Annotated in this window: 10 protein-coding genes; 4 read left to right on the forward strand and 6 right to left on the reverse strand. The window is 64.4% G+C overall.

All coding sequences use genetic code 11. The features are described 5' to 3' along the window. Positions 1–1032 (reverse strand): DUF3427 domain-containing protein, encoded by a 1032-nt coding sequence (locus tag JZY06_RS00670; protein ID WP_207117555.1) that lies wholly within the window; start codon positions 1030–1032, stop codon positions 1–3. Positions 1033–1804: 772 nt separating this feature from the next. Between JZY06_RS00670 and JZY06_RS00675 the strand changes: the two genes are divergently transcribed. From JZY06_RS00675 to JZY06_RS00690, 4 genes are all read left to right on the forward strand, one after another. Continuing rightward, entirely contained in the window at positions 1805–2239 is a 435-nt protein-coding gene (locus JZY06_RS00675) for a YbjN domain-containing protein (protein ID WP_207117556.1), read from the forward strand. After that, positions 2239–3849, forward strand: coding sequence for a hypothetical protein (locus tag JZY06_RS00680; RefSeq protein ID WP_207117557.1), 1611 nt, complete (start codon positions 2239–2241; stop codon positions 3847–3849). The genes JZY06_RS00675 and JZY06_RS00680 overlap by 1 nt, the downstream gene beginning before the upstream one ends. An 83-nt stretch (positions 3850–3932) precedes the next feature. After that, positions 3933–4397: a type III secretion system chaperone family protein gene (locus JZY06_RS00685; protein ID WP_207117558.1), complete on the forward strand. Its 465-nt coding sequence runs from the start codon at positions 3933–3935 to the stop codon at positions 4395–4397. 558 nt (positions 4398–4955) lie between these two features. Further along, positions 4956–5285, forward strand: a complete 330-nt coding sequence (locus JZY06_RS00690) for a Swt1 family HEPN domain-containing protein (protein WP_255568394.1) — start codon at positions 4956–4958, stop codon at positions 5283–5285. A 227-nt stretch (positions 5286–5512) separates the two neighbouring features. On the opposite strand, the gene JZY06_RS00695 is transcribed toward JZY06_RS00690, so the two are convergent. The 5 genes from JZY06_RS00695 to JZY06_RS00715 form a co-directional block, all read right to left on the reverse strand. Then, a complete protein-coding gene (locus JZY06_RS00695) occupies positions 5513–6199 on the reverse strand; it encodes a DUF6796 family protein (RefSeq protein ID WP_207117560.1) in 687 nt (228 codons plus the stop codon). A 333-nt stretch (positions 6200–6532) separates the two neighbouring features. Beyond that, positions 6533–7519 carry a hypothetical protein gene (locus JZY06_RS00700; protein ID WP_207117561.1) on the reverse strand — a complete coding sequence of 329 codons (987 nt, stop codon included), beginning with the start codon at positions 7517–7519 and terminating at the stop codon, positions 6533–6535. A 168-nt stretch (positions 7520–7687) separates the two neighbouring features. Beyond that, positions 7688–9790, reverse strand: coding sequence for a sigma factor-like helix-turn-helix DNA-binding protein (locus tag JZY06_RS00705; RefSeq protein WP_207117562.1), 2103 nt, complete (start codon positions 9788–9790; stop codon positions 7688–7690). A 115-nt stretch (positions 9791–9905) separates the two neighbouring features. Further along, positions 9906–13340 (reverse strand): UvrD-helicase domain-containing protein, encoded by a 3435-nt coding sequence (locus JZY06_RS00710; protein ID WP_207117563.1) that lies wholly within the window; start codon positions 13338–13340, stop codon positions 9906–9908. Then, the gene (locus tag JZY06_RS00715) at positions 13337–16285 is read right to left on the reverse strand and encodes a PD-(D/E)XK nuclease family protein (protein WP_207117564.1); all 2949 of its coding nucleotides are present in this window, start codon (positions 16283–16285) and stop codon (positions 13337–13339) included. The genes JZY06_RS00710 and JZY06_RS00715 overlap by 4 nt, the downstream gene beginning before the upstream one ends. Positions 16286–16529: the final 244 nt, after the last annotated feature.

A 16529-nucleotide genomic window follows, 5' to 3' on the forward strand; every position in this document is an offset into this window, starting at 1 on the left:
TCAGCAGCCGCAGGCCAGCCACTGCTGGCACAGTTCGGTGGGCATGGCGTCCTCGAGCAGCGCGACAAACTCCACCGCATCTTCTCCCCGGTGGGTGCTGTAGTGGGCGGGACCCAACAGGGTGAATTCCGCCGGGATTCCGGAATGCGCGGATTTTTTGCGCACCGCCAGAAAAATCGTGTGCCGGTTGTCGTCGTGGTGGAGGTACATCTGCCCGCGGGGTGAGTCAAGGGTGAAACCACTCGGGGCGGTCCAGGCAATCTTTTTCGGGCTGAGCGCCACAGTGTGGCGGTCCCCGCCGGCGGTCACGCCTTTGTCCGACAAGGTGGCCGCCAACAACGTCAGCCGGGAGGCCATGAAATCGTAGGTGCCCTCTTCTTCCGGGCGGGTGGTTTCCAATCCGATCAACTGTTTGGAGACCGCGGCGATGAGTTCCTGGATGCGGTACTGCGCATGCAGGCGCAACACCCCGTTTGCAAAGCCGCCGGATACCGGTTTTTTCACCCGGTGTCCCCGGCGCAGGGTGAAAGCGAACAGTTGGGCCAGCTCCCGGGCGAAGGCGGGGCAGGAGCGGATTTGGGCCAGCGCCCCGTCAATGGTTTCGGGGAAGGCAATCGCATCGTATTCCCCGGGGAATGGATAGTAAATGACGGTCACCAGCATCCGCGCGAAGGTCTGCTGCCGGGGATCCATGTCCCGGTAGGCGGCCTGCCCGGTGGCCACCGCACAGTAGGAATCGGCCCGGTCCTGGTCGTCGACATGCAGAAAACGCCTGAGACGCCGGAAAAGAAAAGCCTCGGTACGCCGATCGGCTGCTGAATCGTCATGGTTGAGACCGGTACGCCGCCGCCAGGTGGTCCAGCAATCCGGCTGCAGGTCAACCGGCGTATCCTCATCAAGCACACCGTCTCGCCGGTAGAGATCCTCGACACCGGTGGCGGTGCGCAGCAGGAAATCGCGCAGCGATTCCGGCCGGTATTTCACCAGCAGGGTCGAAAGCCGGTTGGGGGACTGGTCAACAGTGTGGGACATGGTGGATACAAGAGGGGTGTGGTGGGGCGAAACGGCGGTGCGGATTGTCAGTCGGGCAAGCTGCTGTGGTTTGTTCCACCCGGACTCCGACCGTCCCGGATGGGCGCTGCCCCGGACGGGGGGTATTTATGAAGTGGAAACAATAAAAGACACAGCGGCTGTTATCGATACCTTTCATAATTGTCCCTGGGTATCATGATCCGCAACCGAAAGCCCACCCGGACCGGGGGTGTGACGGGTGTGGACCGTGATCGTCCATGCAGGCCGGTTAGCGGGATGAAATATGCCTGTACCTGCACCTGCACAGGCACGGGTGGGGGACCTTCCGGGGTGCAGCGGAGACGGGAAAAATGGGCGACAAACCGCCGACCTGTCCGGGCGTGCCCTGATCCGGCGTCGGTCAACCGGTGGTGCGGTCGTGGTTACCGGAAAAAGACCAACGCGCCGCCGGGCCACGGGTGAGTTGTCTCCGGGATGCGGTTTATGCGGGTCAGATGCAACGGCGATATCAGCCGTTGCCGGCTGCTGCTGCGCGGTGGTGGCGCCCGTGGTGTGACAACAGAGGAAAAAGGTGTTCGATTATGCGGGATTTACTTAAAAACTCTGGTGTTGTGACATAAACTTGTGTTTAAAGTGTGAGTCCGCTGTTTCCCGTGAACTTTTGCGTGAACTTTTACGTGAACTTTTACGGTGAACAATCCGCGGACGCGCACGGCAGCAGGCATGCGTGAAACGCATGTGACCAACGCTAGGTGATGAGGCCTTCAACCCCATGTCGAACATGACCGTGACCCAGAAGAGAATCGAGCAGTGGTTTGCCACACGACTGCCCGGATACACCGTCGACGAGGACGGGGCGTGTACGTTCCCTTTCCCGTCAGTGCGGGTGTTTGTCACCCTCTCCCACGACGTGCTCATGGTTGACGGGCTGTGGACCGGATCATTGGTGACCAATGACGACCGCTTCTATGCGCTGGAGGTCACCAACCGCATCTCCTGCCAGCGGCTGGTCCCGTCAGTCAACGTCAATGATGATCACGGCCGGATCACCACGGCCGAATACATTCCGGTGGCATCCGGGATGACTGACCAGCAGCTGTGGGATTTCCTCAACCAGGCGGTCGTGTCGACGAAAGCCGTCGGCGACTACCTTGACCGGACGATCCCGGAATGCGCTGCGGCTACCGGTGAGGAGAACAACAACTAATGCAGCAATCATCCCCGCACAACAACGCCACTCCGGTGCAGGATACGGGTGCGCCCCTGGATGTCTCCCGGCTGGAGGCCGCCGCCGAACGGATGAATCTTGATCCGTTGTCGGTCAATGACGAAGTCTCTTCCTGTGAAATCGCCGGCCTGCCGGTGCTGCTCGACGGTCGCCAGGCACCGAAACTGGTGGTGGTGCGGATGCAGACAGTCGGCCAGGAACTGCCGCTGCGCCGCCGCACCGAACTGTTGACCTTCGCCAACGAAATGAACCTCCGGCCCTATGTGTCAGTCAGTGTTCAAACGGTCAGCGAAGGCCTGCTGCTGTGTGTCGACGGCCCGATCATCGCCGGTAGAAACGGTATGACCGACGCCCAGTTCGACGACCACTTCCGCGCCATCTACCGTTCCTGCCGCACCATCGCCCGCCGCTTCAACACCGAATACGGCGCCGGGGAGGACGAGCAACCCGACGACGCTCCGGCACCGGCGTCGAAACCGGCCCCGACAGGCTATGACGATCAACCCGGCGGCAATCACCGCGACGATGATTCGAGCCGGAAGAAAACCGATACCACCTCCGGCGACGATGGCCGGAAAAAGGCCGCGGACACCACCGGGAACACCTCCGCCCCGGCAGCCGGGCAGGACGCCACCGCCGACGGCACCACCTCCCAGAGCGAATCCGGCACACAGGAAAAAGCCGGGGCCGCCGACGAGCGCAAGAAAGCCGAGGCTGAAGCCCGCACCGCCGCCGAGCGGGCCGCGGCGAAAAAAGCCGAAGCCAACCGGCTGGCCAAGCAGAAAGCCGAAAAAGAAGCCGCTGAGCTTGCCCGCCGTCAGCAGGAAGCCCGGGACAAAGCCGCCAGGGAGAAAACCCGCACCACCGCAGCCGCCGGTGCCGCCGCTGGTGCAGCCGGTGCCGCTGCCGGTGCAGCCGGTGCTGTCACCGGCGGGCTGCATACTGCCGACAAAGAAAAGGCGGCCATAGCCGCGAAAGCGGCCGCCACCAGCGGTCAGACAGATGCCGGACAAGCCCCCGGGGCAGACGGGGAGGAAAAACGACCCGCTGACACCGCCGACAAAACCACCGGCCGGGACACAGTGACCACCGACGACAACGAGGACGAGTCCGTGCTCCGCGACAGCCACGCCTTTGATGTTGACTCCTGGGGAAATGAAACCTGCGAATACCTGCCGGTCACCCCGGAACGGGTGATCGAATGGCTGAAAAAACGCGGCATTGATTACCAGTACGACAAAAACGACCAGTCCCTGTGGTGCCCGATGGAATCGATGTGGTACCAGGTCACCGCCAACCTGCCGAACTCGCTGATGGTTGCGGCCATGAGCAAAACCAGGCTGGGGGGCGAGGATGAAGTTGATCTGGCACTGGTGGTAGCCAACCAGCTCAACACCACCTCGCTGGCGACGATCATCGTGCTCGACGATGTGCCGATGGTGGCCAGCGAAGCCTCCTCCTTCTGGCCTGAAGGCATCGCCGATGACCAGCTGTTTGAAACCCTCGGCCGGATGTTCAACCAGACCGCCGACGCCCTCGATATTTTCATGGACAACTTCGAGGACCTGAAAGAGATGAGCCTGGACTAGCCGCCCGGCGCAGCGGTGACCGCGACCAACCGGCCCGCACAACCTCACCTCAAGCCTCGACCCGGAAAGCAAGAAAACAAGCCATGACAGAAACCAAAGCAGTCCGCTACAAAGACCGTGGACCGGTGACGATGGACCGCGTGGCAGACGCCTGCCGCGATCTGGGTATCGCCCTGGAAACCGACGGCGATGATGTGCTCATCGGCCGCTACGAGGAAGTGAACCTGGAGATCACCTTCCGCGGGGACTACTACTGTTCGGTGGCGACCTACATGGGGTTGGACATCTCCAACGACACTGATCTGCGTGATGTCATCGGCTGGGTCAACACCATCAACCGCAACTACCGTTTCGGTACCGCCCACATCACCCACGAAGAGGAGGGGCATGTGATTTTCTCCTCCCGCTCGGAAGTTGTTTCCCGGCGGGGCCTGACTGACGACCAGCTGGAAAACGCCGTTGGCCTGGCGGTACGGACCTGCGTCGACTTCTACCGCAACTGTGTCCGCTACGCCATCGGCGACCCGACCGGACCATCGGCCCGGTGAACCGGAGCTGACCCGAGCCGGTGTTCCGGGGCGTCCCGCGTGCCGCAGAAACCAGCCGGCAGGGTCCATGTCCGGGCCGCCGGGAAAAACAAACGGTACCCCGTCCACATACGCCATGGGGCTTGTCACCGCGCCCCTCAGCCCCTGGGCCAGCGGAAAAGACCGGGGGCGGATCCGTGTGATCCACGGGCAAACGGCACCGGCTGCCGCACCCCGGCGCCGATAGGGCGGCAGATCCACCGACCGGTGTGTCCGGGCCGTTGTCGTGGTTGCCTATTGGGCAACACCGGTGAAAAGACAGGAAAAATATGCGTCTCCGCCCGCTGTGCCGCCTGTTCCCCGGGGCATAGTCACCCCCCGTCGGGTAAGAAGGTGGGGACCTATCATGTGGAATAGGACCACCCGTGAGTGTCCGGCTACTGCAATAATCGATCAGGTTCTTCAACTGCTGGCGCGGCAACTCGATCCCATTATCGGCCGTGTCATGAACCAAAAAGTGGGGCAGCCCGTCGATTGGACCCGGGTGCTTAAAAAGCGTGTGACGCCGACCGGGGGCGCCTGCGGGATGAAGACAACTACGTCCGCACTGATGTGTCGGTGCAGCAGCGCATGATCACCGAATCGTTGGGGCGCTACCGCTATCCTTTCAGCACCGGCGGGGGCACAATCGTCTCGTCATTGGGCAGCGAACTGCGCACGGTACGCAACCGCTGGGCGCACCACGACACATTCGATGAGCTGGAAGCCTTCCGTACCGCTGATTCCGTGGTCACGCTGCTGAAACATTTCGGCGACCGGGAAGGAAAAGCCGCCGCCGAGAAAATACGTGACGGCGCCTTCCGCGCCCTGGTGCCGGCCAGCGGGGTGTTGTCGGCCCCTCCCGAGTAGTCGGTGACAGTTTTTGCCGAAGCGTCAGCCGAGGAAGGTGAGAGCGAACTGGTCGAACCTGATGATGATGCCTGGGACAACGATCACACCGCCTTCGGCAATGACGGCATCGGCATCCAAACACATCGACCGTGCCCTGGAAATCAGTGGAATAGACCGCACCTGATTCGGCGACGCGGCCTTGGTGCCAACGGCCACCGGTGCCCGCCGGGGGCTGGACCCGATGACTAGCGGATACCGTAGACCGCCCCGCCGATCAGCAGCGCCACGGCCCACACAAGCAGCACGAGATTGAAAATGGCGCCGTCCAGCAGGGGTTTACCCGGATAAGGCAGGCGGGTCGCCAGCATGCACGGCACCAGAAGAACTGTCGGGGTGAACACACACATCCACTGCGGAAACACAGTCCACCCGGCGGCGATCGAGACGGTGATCAGCAATCCGCCGCAGAAGCTCAACGCAATCGCCGGGAACCAGCTGAATTTCAAAAACACGAACATCTCCCGGGCGGTGACCATCGATGCTGTCTCGTTGGCCCCGTCCCGGTAGTCCTGCCACGCCAGCTTCGCGGTGGCGGCCAGCGGATAGTAGGCCGCGTGCGCCAGCGGGGACAACGTGATGCCGACAGCCAACAGCACCACCCCTATCCGGCCCACGGTGGTGTTGCCCATCAGCAGCCAGTGCGACCAGCAGCCGAACAGCAGCAACGGGATCGAGTAGTTGGCGATGAGCGCCCCCCAGCGCAGGCGTTTTTCAGAGCCGGGCAGAAGATAGGCGTAAATATCATCGCCCATGGTCTTGATGAAACCACCGAACCGTTTTTTGTCCGGTTTCGCGAAACCGACGATGAGCATATCCCCAATCGTCCAACAGATGGCGGCGACAAGAAGCGACAGTGCGGACAAGTGGAACATGACGGGACCCTCCGATCAGAACAAGGCTAGGCTTGCCACAGTTTACAGTGTTGCGGCTGGCCGGGGAGTCGATGTCCTACCCCGGTCAAGGGCAATCCTGCCGACACGTCCCGGCACGGCCGGTGGTCTCCGGCGGGTCGTGTGGCGGCGGGAATCCCGGTGCAACCAGGGTGTGCGGGACAGGGGTGTTGACGGCAAGCGGTCACGGCACCGGACGCAGCGTCAAACAGCAGGGTGTTTTCCGGCCTGTGCCGGCACCGATTTGTCCACCCGCCGGATCCGGGTGTCCGGTAATGGATGCGGCACATGCGCCCGGATGGCACCGGCGGCCGGCTAATCGTCTTCGACGCCTGCCCGCAGGATCATCGCGCCCAGCCCGGAGTCACACTGTTCCGCCGCCTTGACGACATCGGTGATGGCCGCGGACAGAAAGTCGGTGTTGGCTTCTCCCGCGGGGATATCCACCACGCTTTCGATGTGGAAGGTGGCCGTGTAGTCGACGGCCTCGGTCAGACTCATCCGCAGTGCCGGATAGTGGCCCTGGAGGCCGTTTAACGCCAGCAGCACGCTGAAGTAGTAGTCCTCGTCGTGGAAGTGCTGCGGGGATTCGGTGGTCATCTCGCACCAGATCCGCAGCTGTCCGGAAGGATCCTCGTCAATGGTCACCGACACAGTATCGTCGCCACCGATCTCGTAGCGGCCCCATTGTTCGTCCAGGTGGCAAGAAAGCCCCAGCTTCGTGGCGATGCCCATGATCACGTCAGTGTCGAGGAGATCACCCGCGAATTGCTCGCCGGCAAGGGGCGTGAATTCGTCGCAGGCCCATCCTGTTTGTTGCACCGATAATTTGATTGCATCGGCGACGTCAACGAAAAAACGGTTGACCACCGCCCTCAGGTGGGCATCGGTGACCGGGACGGTCAGGGGAAGGGCCCGCAGGCAAAAACACCGGGTGGCCTGGATATCCTCGACAGCAATGCCATCAAGGTCGGCGGCCAGGCTGCCGTCGGGAAGCTGGAAAACATTCTGGGCGGTCAACGACCCGTTGTAGGGCAGGTTCAACGACCGGCTGAATTCCAGGCCCAACCCCTGGTCGACGATGTTTTCCGGATTTGTCGACGGCACCATCCCCACACACAGCAGTGTCTGGGATTGAAAGAAAAACTGCATGCGGTGACCGGCGGCGAAGACCACGGCCTCGGTGGCGTCATGGTTGATGCTCACATCCGCGGCAGGGGACAGCGCCCTGGCTTCCTGTTTGATGGCGCTGAATACCCGTTCCGGGTCGAATCCTTCGGGGATGGGCGGCTGCTCGTCCATGGCAGATGGTCCTTTGTATGTTTTTCATCGGGGTCCGGTCACGGCACACACTACCGTCTGCCTGTCCGGGGCGGGGGAACCCCGGCTTGGTCCACCGCCCCACCGTGGCGCCCGTGCACCGGGCACACCCAACACGGGGCGGGAATGGATGTCAGTCCGGTTCTCCGGTCACCCCAATTCGTCGACACGTGCCGCCAGCTGGTCCTCGCCGCGCTGTTTCAGGCGTTCAACCACCTGCTTGTGGGATGCTGTGTGCTCCAGGCCGATGGCTGCGGCGATGATGCCCAGTTCATTGTGGTCTCCCGCGGCGGCATGCTGGCCAAGGCCGGGCGGCACAGCATCCGCACCCATGTCGTTGAGGACTCCCGGCCATCCCTGCAATCCGGGCCGCCGCGGCGAGCATGGCTGCACATCGAAGCTGTCGGGGCCGAAAATCAGCCACATGCGGTCGCCTTCTTTCAAACCGCGCAGTGTGAAAAAACGGCGGATCGTGCTCAATTGCGTGTTGTATAGCTGCTTCCATCGCAGGGTCTGGACATCGCCGAGTGGTGTGGCAAGCTCCACGCTGCCGCGCGGCGACAGGTTGTAGATGGTGGCAAACACCGTCGACAACCCGATACCCGAACCCCGCAGATGATCGGCGGTGACCTCCGCGCGCAGCAGCCAACTGTCGCCGATGTGGTACAGCCCGGGGGTCATCTCCGGCTGCTGGTGGACCGACACCGGGGTTGTGCGGCGGATGACCCGGCCGTTTTCGACGGTGAAATCGAAGCCGCGGCAGTAGAGGTAGACCGCACTGGGGGCCACCCCGAAACCGGTGAGTTCCTCAACCATCCGGTCGTAGGGGTAGGAGCCGTCACCGACCCGCCGGTCGATCAAATCGACGATGGTGGTGTATTCCTCACGGCCCCAGCTGGCCAGGCCCCAGGTGTCTTTGCTGAGCCGGACCAGCCTGTCATCCGGGTACATGACATTGGCGAAACCCCGTGGATTCCCGGTGTCACCGGTGGCGGCGAGCAGCTGCTCAATCGTCATCGGTTCTCCGGTGATGTGCAACACACTGGCCACCCGGTCCTGCCGGTTGGCGACGTGGAAGGCGATGCGGTCGCCGATGATCAGGTGGGCAATACCCATGGTCTCCAGCACTGCGGGCACGCAGGCTGTGTCCAGTCCCGCGGCGGCGGCGTAGTCGTCAACAAGTGCCGTCCCCGCCGGGTCGGTGGCTTGGTCGACGGCAGCGTCCAGCTGCTGGCGGAAGCCGGGCCGGTGGATGAGATCACCGGTGGTTTCCAGCGCGCCGGTGGTTTTCAGGATCACCTCGACAAGACTTGTCCGGCTCACCGGCAGCGGGGTGTCGATGCCGGGGGCGGCGGCGCACAGGTGGTCAATGGCGGTCACCGGGTCGATGCTGTAGACCAGCGTGTCGACCAGCCGGGAAAAATGGCGGTTGTTGGTCAGGGGCGTGACAAACGTTGCCTCCAGCTGGCGGATTCGCTCCCGGGAGAGTCCGTAACAATCCCCCAGCTCCTGCAGGGTGGCGCCCTGCAGTCGTCGGGCGATGATGTCGGTGACCCGGTGGTCGAGGTCGTCTGCGGCAGGCAGTGACTGGACTGTCGCCGTGACCATCTGTGCCACCGGGTCGGCGTAGTGCAGGGTGGAGCACAGATCACCGATCCGGTCGGTCAGCTGCCCGCCCGGCTGATACGGTCTGGCCGGGCCTCGGCCATGCAGACGCAGCCACAGAACAAACCGGGCGATCGCCTGATCGTAACTGCACGGGGCAGCCGTTGCGGGGGCTGCGCCTGCTGCGGCGACGATGGTGGACACCAGGGCCTCGACTTCCAGGCTGGGGCCGAAAGTGGCTGCTTCCATGGCGGCGACGGAGTCGCCGGCGGTGGCCGCACGGCCCAACAGGCCGGTGCCCAGCGGGCGGGTGCCGCCGCCGGGGGCCGGTTCACCCACCCCGCTGCCGATCAGCCCGGCCACCGCCGGGGACAGCCGTTCCAGCGGCAGGCCGACGTGGTGACGGCACCACAGCCCGGCCAGCTGGTCGGCGGCCACCGGCCCGGTGGTGTCGGTGAGACCGCACCACGGTCCCGCCCACGGGAAAAGATCCGGATCGACCATAATCTGGCCGGTATCGGGGATATCGGCGGCCCGGTCGAAGACGAAGGGGTCATCACCGAAGTCGTCGTCCCAGCGGAAAAACCCGCCCGTGTTGTCCTTGCCCGCCTGATCATCGGCCGGGTGCTGGCAGATGCTGTCGTTCAATACGGTGACCTTATCCTCCCTGTGGTTTGCGCTGTGCTGTCCTGCTCCACCGCCGTCCGGCACAGTCCGCTGCAGCCGGTGCGGGGCCGGCCGCGGCGCTGCGCCCGGTGGGGCGTTACAGCCCGGTGACCGCCAGAACCTTGCCGATCAACGGCATGTGGATGAGGATCTGTTCCGGTTTTTTCCCGGTGGTCTCCGCAATGGCGCGGCAGTAGACGTCCATCTGCCCGAGATAGTTGTCCCGGACATGCCCGACCGGGTCGTGGCCGGGATAGGTTTTGTGGTCGACCACCACGAAACCGGTGCCATCGCCGTCGCCGAGACGGACAAGCTCATCCATCCACCCTTCGGCGACCTGTGCGGCGTCGTTTCGCCACATGAAGGGAACCTCTGTCAGGCGGGTGTATCCGCGGTCGGCGAAGGTGGTGTGCACAAACTCCGACCAGCGCCTGCCGGCGGTGATGACTGTGTGGGCGGTGATGGTTCCGGCCACCCCGTAGCCGTCAATCAGCCGGGCGGCGACAGTGTGCTGCATCGTCTCGTCCAGTCCGCTGTAGGGGCAGGCCAGATAGGCGTGCACGGCATTGCCGATCATGTTCCATCCGGCGCCGCCCTTGTCGACCAAACGGCCGCCCAGATCGGCGAAAACGCTGATACCGGCTGTGTCCTGCAGGTGTGGGGTTGACGGGGTGCTGCTGGCGGCGAAACGGTAGGACACACCGGTACCCGATGGTGCCCGCACCACACCGCTGTCCCGGCTGCCCGCCGGGGTCTTTTTCACCCGTTCGGCAACCACTGTCCGCGAGGCGTCGTCGGCCGGCGGCGCTATCGACACCCGGCGCACCGACAGGGTGGTGGACTGTCCGTCCGGGCCGGTGATGGTCAGCGGCGCATCCGGGATGTCCTCTTCGGCGTCGGGCACGGTATCGGCAAAAGCCAGGGACATCTTCCCGCCGGGGGTGTCCGGGGCATCCTCACCGTCGGCGGCACAGGTGGCGGCGATATCGAAGGGGGTGGTGAAGATATTGTTCTTTTTCCTCGGTGTCCCGTCGACGACCACGACGAGTTTCTTTTTCGCCCGGGTGACAGCCACATAGGACACCCGCTGGTTTTCCTCCAGATCGGCCAGGTACTGCTCACGGTGGGGCGGCAGCACCTGCAACGCCCGGGTGGTCGCCCCGGTGAGGGGGAGCCGCGGCCAGAAGCGGATTTCCCGGCCCGCCAGGGGATCGGACAGATCGAGTTGCTGTGCCTGGGTGACCCACTGCCCGGAGGGGGAGAACTTGTCTTTGGCGGTGGCCAGGTAATAGACCTCGTCCCAGCCGAGCCCTTTGGCTTTGTGGATGGTGCCGGTGTTGATGGCCCCGGCTTCGGTGGTCACCGGCGGGGCGGAATCCGGGTCGTTTTTCCGGTTGAAATCGTCGTGGAAATGGGACACCAGGCCGGAGAGAGTGGCCGGTTTGCGTTTCGCCTGGCAGGTGGAGGCGTAGTCCTCGGCGAGGGTGACAATCGAGGTGAGGGTGCGCAGCCGGGCATCGGGGGTGGTCCAGCCGGCGATGGTTTCGTCGAGACGGATGGCCCGGGCGACGGTTTTGACCGCTTCGGCAAGGCTGAGCACGCCGATACGATCGCGGACCGCCCGCAGCTCGGCGAATACCCCGCCGTCGTCGGTGTCGAACCAGCGGCGGACCTGCTGCCGGCGGGCCCGGGTGTCGCGGTGCAGTTTCTCGCGGTGGGTCTCGCCGTCGGGGGCGTCCCCGGCGACAATGGCCGCCAACCGGTCGAACCAGTCATCGTGGGCGGGATGGCCGTCAATGTGGGCGACCAATTCCATGATCGCCAGGGTGTCGGTGGGGTCGACCAAGGCCGTCAACGCGGCCCGCAGAAGCTGGCCTTCCCGGGTGTCGAAGGGATCGGTTGTTTCCCCCGACACCGGCAGCCCGACGGCGGCAAGTTCGGCATCCGGTGTTTCCCCGTTGGTGCGCCCCAACACGGCGCAGGAGATATCCGGCGCATCCGGATTGTCCCGACGGCGCCGGTTTTCCTCCCGGGCCATGAATTCGGCGAGGGCTTTTTTGCGTTGTTCCGCGTTACTGGCCAGGGTGGTGAGGAAAACAATCTCCCCGGGGTCGGTGGCTTTGTCGGCCTCAGCTTCCGCAGAGTTGGCAAGCCGCACCTCCTTGCCGGGCATGTGGGCGAACACCCGGGAGAACAACTCGTTGGAAAACGTGACCAGATCAGGTTGCGAACGGTGGGACTGTGTCAGCGATCGTGTTTGTTTGTCTTTCGCCGGGATGGCGTCGATGACCGCTTTCATCAGTTTCGCGTCCGCACCGCGGAAACGGTAGATCGACTGTTTGGGATCGCCCACCCACACGACGTGGTCGACCAGATCGGCGATCTCGAGGAACAGCGCCAGCTGCAGGGGGGAAGTGTCCTGGAATTCGTCGACCACCAGCAGCCGGTAGGTTTCGGCGATGTCGTCGCGGACCTGTTTGTTGCAGCGCAGCTGCTCGAGCGCGCCTTGCTCCTGGTCGGTGTAGTCGATCATGCCGAGCACCCGTTTGAACTCGGAATACAGCCGCAGGCAGTCGGCGGCGGCGGTAAATACCGTGGTTATCACCTGCCGGTAGTCGTCGAGGAACTCCCGGCTGGACCACACGGCGGCAGTCCGGTCGGCCTGTGCGCGGATGTTCCCGGCGGCTCGCCGCAGCTTTAATTTCGTGATTTCCCGCTCGTAATCGCCCCAGGGCAGAGGGGCGCGCAGCTGACGGATCCGGGCGGCCAGGCCGTCGCAGTTGTCGGCATCCTCCAAGGCCCCTTTGATGGCTCTGCTGTTCCCGATGAACTCGGTGGATTCTTTGTCGCGCTGGAAAGCGGCGACTTCTTCCCGCACCTCGCAGGCCAGCTGCTCCAGTGACGCGGCGAAACCGGCATTGGCCGACCGGTTGCCGGCGGGGGAGATGCCCGTCTGCTCCGCCAACTGGCCCATGGTGGCGGTGAATTCGGCGGTGGTGTTTTCCCCCATTTTCTTCAGCGCGGTGGCGGAGATGTTGTTAGCCCGGGCCAGCTGCACAATCTGGTTTATTGCCTGCATCAGGCAGTAGCGGTCGGCGTGGGGGCCCTCGTCGGCTGTCAGCGGCATGCCGGTGCGGGCGAACAGCTCCCGGTTGCTGCGGAATACACCGGTGATGTAGTCGCCGCAGGCGGTGTTGAAGGCACGTCGGGCTGCCTCCGGGTCGAGGGTTTTCACATCCGGGCTCACCCCGCTTTCAATGGCGTAGTCGGTGAGGATCCTCGCGGCGATGCTGTTGACGGTGCCGATCAGCGCGGTATCGATGGCCTGGGCCTGCTCGAGCATCCCCCGGTCGAGCAGCACCTGGCGCACCCGGCCGGACATTTCGGCGGCCGCTGCTTTGGTGAAGGTTGTGGCGATGATCTGCCCGGGATCCAGTTGTCCGGTGCCCAGGCGGTCGCCCATGTCGTGGGTGATTGTGTAGGTTTTGCCCGATCCGGCCGACGCGGTGATGATCGTGAATTTTTCGCTCATGAGAAGTCTCCCGTAATGCCGGTCAGGTAGGCGGTGTCCGCGTAGCGGATGGATGAGGTGGGGATGTGGAAGCCCCGTGCGGTGAAGTCGGCGGCCAGTGCGTCGGCGGCGCCCGTGTCCACCGTGCCGTCCGGCAGAAGATGGTTGCTCAACAGTTCCGCACCGTGGTCGTGGATGTATCCGTTGGCCAGGCTGGTGAGAACCTCGGTGACCGAGGCCCGCGCACAGGTGAGCAGGCTGTCGGGCGAACCTTTTCCGGGCGCCCCGTCGAACAGGGGGTGGGGGGAGTGGAACTCGCCGTGTTTGAGCAGGAAGTACCCGGTCGGCAGCGCCGCGGGCGCAACTTCCGGATGTTCGCGGGCCACCGCGTGGGAATACAGCGCCAGCTGCAGGGCCTGGTTGTTGCTGATCAGTTTTTTGTATTTGCCCGTGTAGCGGGCGAACTTCAAATCAATGACCCCCGGGATCCCGTCGGGGGTGACAACATCCATGTCGCGGTAACCGGACACCGACACCTGCTGGTGTCCGGTGCCGGTGTCAATGGTGGTCAGCGGGGTGGAGAAGTGTGTTTCCACGCCGGTGACCCTGGTGCCGGTGGCGGCGAAGGCCTCGAACAGGGTCAGGATCGACGAGGTGATGAAGCCGAGTGCCGATTCCCGGGTGACCATGTTTTCCGGCAGATCGAAATCGGCGTAGTAGACCGGCACCAGTTCATCGAAGATCGCGGCGATGGTGGCTGCGTCGGTGGTCAGGGTGACCGGGTTGTCGGGGCTGACGCCCTGGTTGTTGGCGATGCGCTCGACCACCGCGTGCGCCAGGGTGCCGATGCTGCGCAGGTCCGGATTACCCTCGCGGACCGGGCCGGACTGCACCCCGAAGCGGTAGCGGATCAGCCAATCGAGGGGGTGGCTGAGCAACGTGTCGATCTGGGTGAAACTCAGCCGCTCCGGGATGAACCGGTCACCGGCGGGCAGCTGTTTGACGGCGATACCCTCCCGGCGGGTGACAGCCACCGGTGCCACCTGCTGGTAATCACCGGGGCTTACCATCTCGGCGACAACCGGATCCCGGCCGTCGGGCAGGGTGGTGAAGTCGTGGACCAGCGAGTCGAAGTAGATGTCGAAGTCGGAGGTGTTGCCGGCGGCTTTTTTCAGATCCATCGCCAGATAGGACAGCAAAGGATCCGGGGCCGAGTTGGCGATCTCGAAGTTGTCCGCCAACACGGCGGTGACTTTGCCGCGCCGCCGCAGAGCCGCCAGATCGGATTCGATGGCTGCGGTGTGGGCGATCGCCCCGTCGATGGGATGGATTCCCCTGTCGGCCAGCAGTGCCCTTTCACCGGTGCGCAGCCGCCCGGTGACCGGCTGCGGGGGATGCTGCGGCAGCCACCACACAACTTCGCCGCTGCCGCAGCCCAGGGTGGCGGGGGTGTGGCACACCGCCGCATTGTCGCTGGCCTCAGTCAACCCGTAGGGGGTGGTGAGGCTGTCGGCGACAGTGGTGATGATCTGGTCGAGCTGGTGGGCGGTGAGGGTGTCATGCATGCCGATCACGGACATGGCCGTATCCACCGCCGACGCCGCCTGCCGGGAGGTCGGGGAGACAAACAGCTTGTTCAGCCGGGCGGCGAGCCAGGCCAGGCGCCGGTTGATGTCCGCGCACCGGTAGATCGCCCCGGCGCCCCCGGTTTTACCCAAACTGCCGTCGATTGCTTCCAGCGGGTTTTTCCGCACCAGATCATCCAGGCTTGCCGCCAGCCCGGCGGTGGCCTCATCCCACAGGGAGCCGGTGACCGTGCCGTCGCTGTCGCGAATCTCCCCGGCGATCGCGTCACGCCACGCGGGGGTGTCGATCCCGCGCTGCCGGTGCAGGGCGGTGAGCAGTTTTCTTTTCAGCTGCCCGGGAACAACCGCCAGCGCAACAGAGGTCATCCCGCCGTTGGCGGATTCGATGTCCACGGTGCCCAGTTCCAGGGTGAGAAAAGCAATCAGCTGATCCGGGTCGACGGGTTGCTGCACCGCCCGGATGAACACCGGAAGCAGCTGGGCGACAGCCCGGTCGGCGGAAGTGTTGCGCACCCCGGTCGCGGCCAGTCCCCGGTCGGCCAACGCCCCGTCCAATACGTCGGTGGCATTGCCGGCCACCAGCCAGTAGCGCCCGTCCCGGTCGGTGAGGCGGCGGCAGTGGGAGGCCACCAGCCGGGCGGCCTCCCACTCGGTGTTGGTTTTCACCATGGTCAGCTCGCCGATGCTGTCCGGGCCGGTCTCCTCGGTCACCGGCACACCCAGCGTGGCCAGGTTGCCGAGGATCCGCTGCCAGATCGGCGGCAGGCCGGCAATCGGCTGGCCGACGACAAGCTGTTCGATCTGGGTGTCCCAGGGCACCGATGCGTCGACGAGTTCGGCCAGCACACGGTCAATGTCGCGGACCACATCGGCCGGGCCCACAATCGAGGTGCGGGTCGGATCCGCCGCGATCGTGCCGGTCGTCTCCTGCGGCCGGTGGTCTGCGGCAGCATCATGGCCCTCACCCGTTGCGCCCGTATCCGCCTGCCCGGCCAGGGCTTGCGGAAGATGCTTCTCAATGGCGGTGAGCGCGGCAATCCGGGGGGAGTGTTCCCCCACATCGGCGGTGGTGTCCGGGTACCAGCCGGCACCAACCAAAAGATCACGCAGCTTCAGCGTGGTTGTGGCCACCGACCACGGGTCGAGTTCGAAGGACCGGGCGCACCAGGCCGCGTGCGGGTGGTTGACGGTGTTGACCGTGTAGTCGATGGCTTTCTGCCAGGCGGCTATCCGCAGCGGGGTGGCCGCACAGGCAGCCGCCAGGCCCAGTCGTGTGGCCAGAAGATCCGCCAGTTGACGCTGGCCGCAGGTGATCTTGCCCAACGAGGCATCGGTTGACCAGGGGGCACCATCGGCATTCCACCCGAAGAAAATTTTCATGCCACCCACAATAGAAAACCGCTGCCAGACCAGTGTCGGTTCTCTGCCCCCGTCCATGGGTGTTGTGCGTTCCCGGGCGCAGCGCCGGGTTCCGGGCGGGGCGGGCGTGGGGCAGCACCGGGACGCCGGGGTATTTTGGGGGGACACCATCCAACCGGAGGGCCTGCCGTGTGCGACGCCCCGGATATTGCCGGGGGATAACCACCGGCGGCCCCCTGCGGGCTTTTCCCGCCGGAGCCGGAAG

It is taken from the genome of Corynebacterium mendelii (assembly GCF_017307055.1).
Lineage (GTDB): Bacteria > Actinomycetota > Actinomycetes > Mycobacteriales > Mycobacteriaceae > Corynebacterium > Corynebacterium mendelii.

Coding starts and splice junctions, on each gene's coding strand:
- JZY06_RS00670 (WP_207117555.1), bottom strand. CDS start 1,032: ATGTCCCACACTGTTGACCAGTCCCCCAACCGGCTTTCGACCCTGCTG.
- JZY06_RS00675 (WP_207117556.1), top strand. CDS start 1,805: ATGTCGAACATGACCGTGACCCAGAAGAGAATCGAGCAGTGGTTTGCC.
- JZY06_RS00680 (WP_207117557.1), top strand. CDS start 2,239: ATGCAGCAATCATCCCCGCACAACAACGCCACTCCGGTGCAGGATACG.
- JZY06_RS00685 (WP_207117558.1), top strand. CDS start 3,933: ATGACAGAAACCAAAGCAGTCCGCTACAAAGACCGTGGACCGGTGACG.
- JZY06_RS00695 (WP_207117560.1), bottom strand. CDS start 6,199: ATGTTCCACTTGTCCGCACTGTCGCTTCTTGTCGCCGCCATCTGTTGG.
- JZY06_RS00700 (WP_207117561.1), bottom strand. CDS start 7,519: ATGGACGAGCAGCCGCCCATCCCCGAAGGATTCGACCCGGAACGGGTA.
- JZY06_RS00710 (WP_207117563.1), bottom strand. CDS start 13,340: ATGAGCGAAAAATTCACGATCATCACCGCGTCGGCCGGATCGGGCAAA.
- JZY06_RS00715 (WP_207117564.1), bottom strand. CDS start 16,285: ATGAAAATTTTCTTCGGGTGGAATGCCGATGGTGCCCCCTGGTCAACC.